The following is a 3,318-nucleotide window of genomic DNA, read 5'->3' on the forward strand; positions in this document are numbered from 1 at the left end:
ACCACGACGATCCCGTCACCGAGCGTTGCCGAGGTGCCGTTCAACGCGAGCTTCCAGCGCAGCTACGCAGCCGAAGGCATCGACGGCGAGCAACTCGAAGTGTTCGAGAGCGAATTCGTCCTCGACGCCAAGAACCGCGCCGCGCGTTTCCGCGTCATGGGCAACCAGAGCGAACTCGAACAGGAAATCGCCACCTTTCAGCGCCGCCTGCTGACCTATCTCAGCCTGTTCGGCGTCGGCATGATCGCCATCAACGCGATCGCAATCCTGCTCGGCCTGCAGCCGCTGCGCCGGGTCAGAAACGCGCTCGCCATGGTGCGCGAAGGCACCGCCCAGAGGCTCGACGGCCGCTTCCCGGCCGAGATCGAACCGCTTGCCAACGAAACCAATGCGTTGATCGAAAACAACAGGCGCATCGTCGAGCGGTCGCGAACACAGGTCGGCAATCTCGCCCATTCGCTGAAGACGCCGCTGGCGGTACTGCTCAACGAGGGCCGCGCGCTCGGCGGCGCCAAGGGGCAGTTGATCGCCGAACAGGCCGCTTCCATGCAGAAGCAGGTCGAACACTATCTCCAGCGCGCCCGCGTCGCGGCACAACGCGACAGCGTGGTCTACCGCACGCCGGTGACGCCGCTGGTGCAGCGCATGGTGCGGGTTCTGCGGAAGCTCAATCCGCAGACAAATCTGTCGCTGTCGCTGCCGGCGGCCGAGATCGTCTTCGCCGGCGAGCGTGAGGACCTTGAGGAACTGCTGGGCAATCTCCTTGAAAACGCGATGAAATGGGCAAAGAGCGCGGTGCAGGTCTCGATCGTGCCCTTGACCGGCAAGGACGACCCGGCCGGCCTGTTCGAGATCGGCATAGAGGATGACGGTCCGGGCATTCCCGAGGACAAGGCGCGCGAGGCGCTGAAGCGCGGACGGCGTCTGGACGAGACAAAGCCCGGAACAGGTCTGGGCCTGGCCATTGTCGCAGACCTCGTCAACGAGTATGGAGGCGTTCTGGCGCTCGAACGGTCCGGTATGGGCGGATTGAAGGCGGTGGTGCGATTGCGGAGCCTTCAGTGATGTTCACCAGAGCCGATCGACATAGAGGGGCGGGAGATGTTGTTGGCGGCATGTCCATTGGTCCCGCAGCGGCCAGCGGCCAAATTTCCGACAAATATCAATACTATGGCCACGCCGACTTCTCGATGACGCGGCCCCCGGCGCATCCATGGCAGGCTCCAACTCAAGAAAACCGGTTGTTGGCATGAAGATTCGCGTCGCGCTTGTTTCCGCATTGCTGGCTGTTTCCGGCTGCACCACCTTGAGCGGCAAGGGTCCAACCGTGGCAGCGACACCGGCCTCGACACCTCCTTCCAGCGGCAAGGTGACCACGACGATCATTTCGGCGATGGGCGGCGGCCTCATCAGCGGGGCGATCGGCAACGGCCTCAGCGAGACCGAGAAGCGCAGCGCGCTCGAGGCTGAGTACAAGGCGCTGGAATACACGACCAGCGGCCAGAAGGTGACGTGGAAAGGCGCCCAGGCTTCGCGCTACGGCGAGGTGGTTCCGGCCCAGCCCTACCGCGTCGGTTCGCAGGACTGCCGCCAGTACACGCAGACGGTGTTTTCCGGCGGCGCCGGAGTCACGGCGCGCGGAACCGCTTGCCGCAACGCCGATGGCAGCTGGACGCCGCTGACCTGACGACCGTCTGCCGACGATTGGCGGCTGGCGTCGTCAAAGCGTCGCAGCATGCATCTGTTGGCACGGCAGAGCTCTGCCGTTATTGGAAGAACCATGCTGTTCTGGGTCATAGCCGCCATTCTCACGCTGGGTGCAAGCCTGGCGGTGCTGTTGCCGCTGGCCGCCAGCGCGAAGGGCGCGTCGTCGAGCGGCGAACATGATCTCGAAGTCTATCGCGACCAACTGTCCGAGCTTGACCGCGACGCTGCGCGTGGCTTGATCCAGCCGGCCGAAGCGGCCGAAGCCCGCGCCGAGATCGCTCGCCGCATCCTTCGCCTTGACAATGCGGGTACCGCCGGCGGCGCAAACGCGGGCCGAGCGCCGGCCACCGCAAGGCTGGTGGCAACCGTAGCCGTGCTGGCGGTGCCGCTGGTCAGTTGGGGGCTCTATGTCAAGCTTGGCTCTCCCGACCTGCCGTCACAACCGCTCAGCGAGCGGTTGGCCAAGAATCCCGCCGACAGTTCGGTCGACGAACTGGTGGCGCGGGCCGAAGCCCATCTGGCCGCCAATCCCACCGATGGCAGGGGCTGGGACGTGCTTGCCCCGGTCTATCTGCGCATGCAGCGCTTTTCCGACGCGGCGGATGCCTATCGCAACGCCATTCGGCTTGATGGCGACAGCGCCGTTCGCCAGGCCGGTCTCGGAGAGGCGATCGCCGGCGCGGCAGGCGGCATTGTCTCGGCCGATGCCCAGGATGCTTTCGAGGCAGCCCTGAAGCTCGATCCGGCCAATGCGAAGGCCAGTTTCTACCTGGCCATGGCGTTGGCGCAGGAGGGTCGCGCCAAGGAAGCGACCACGGCATGGCAGGCGATGCTGGGCAGATTGCCGCCGGACTCGCCATGGCGCGGTGCCGTCGAGCAGGCGCTGGCCAAGTCCGGCAACCCCGAAGTGGCTTCCGGCGGCGCCGCCAACGGCCCCGATGCCGGCGATATCGACGCCGCATCCTCGATGTCGCCGCAGGATCGGGAAGCCATGATCAACACCATGGTTGCCGGCCTTGACGACAAACTGCGGCAAAATCCGCACGACCCGGAAGGATGGATGCGGCTCGTTCGTTCCTATGTCGTGCTTGGCAAGGCCGATCAGGCGCGTGAGGCGCTCGGTCGCGCCATTGCCGTCTTTGGGGCCGACAGTGACCAGGCGAAGAAGTTCACCGCCTTTGCCGCTTCGCTTGGGCTTGCGGCGACGGAGTAGAACAAGACATGACGCGCAAGCAGAAACGATTGTCGGTGATCGCGGGCGGCCTGGTCTTCCTGGGTGCCGCGACCGGGCTGACTTTCTACGCGCTTGGCCAGAAGGCCTCTTATTTCTACATGCCGGCCGATCTCACCACGGCAAGCGTCCAGCCTGGCCAGCGCATCCGGTTGGGTGGATTGGTCGAAAAAGGCACGATCCAGCGCGGGCAGGGGGCCACGGTCGGCTTTTCGGTCACCGACACGCACAAATCGGTCAAGGTCACCTATACCGGCATCCTGCCCGACCTTTTCCGCGAAGAGCAGGGCGTCATCACCGAGGGTAGTTTCGGCCCGGACGGGGTTTTTGTTGCCGATAGCGTGCTGGCCAAGCATGATGAGCGCTATATGCCCAAGGAG

The 3,318-nt window shown here is 64.9% G+C and carries 4 protein-coding genes; all 4 read left to right on the plus strand.

Annotation, left to right across the window (positions count from 1 at the left end; translation table 11 throughout):
* Positions 1-1,065 (plus strand): ATP-binding protein (locus EN914_RS29150; RefSeq protein WP_127389441.1); only part of this gene is annotated, 1,065 nt, incomplete at its 5' end.
* A 184-nt stretch (positions 1,066-1,249) separates the two neighbouring features.
* Complete coding sequence (locus EN914_RS29155; protein ID WP_013532637.1) at positions 1,250-1,687, plus strand: hypothetical protein; 438 nt, start codon at positions 1,250-1,252, stop codon at positions 1,685-1,687.
* A 93-nt stretch (positions 1,688-1,780) separates the two neighbouring features.
* Positions 1,781-2,920 carry a c-type cytochrome biogenesis protein CcmI gene (gene ccmI / locus EN914_RS29160; protein WP_024505286.1) on the plus strand — a complete coding sequence of 380 codons (1,140 nt, stop codon included), beginning with the start codon at positions 1,781-1,783 and terminating at the stop codon, positions 2,918-2,920.
* A gap of 8 nt (positions 2,921-2,928) precedes the next feature.
* A partial coding sequence (gene ccmE / locus EN914_RS29165; RefSeq protein ID WP_127389442.1) for a cytochrome c maturation protein CcmE occupies positions 2,929-3,318 on the plus strand: 390 nt, incomplete at its 3' end.

Origin of the sequence: Mesorhizobium sp. M7A.F.Ca.CA.001.08.2.1, assembly GCF_003998455.1 — a bacterium.
GTDB classification, from domain to species: Bacteria; Pseudomonadota; Alphaproteobacteria; order Rhizobiales; family Rhizobiaceae; genus Mesorhizobium; species Mesorhizobium ciceri.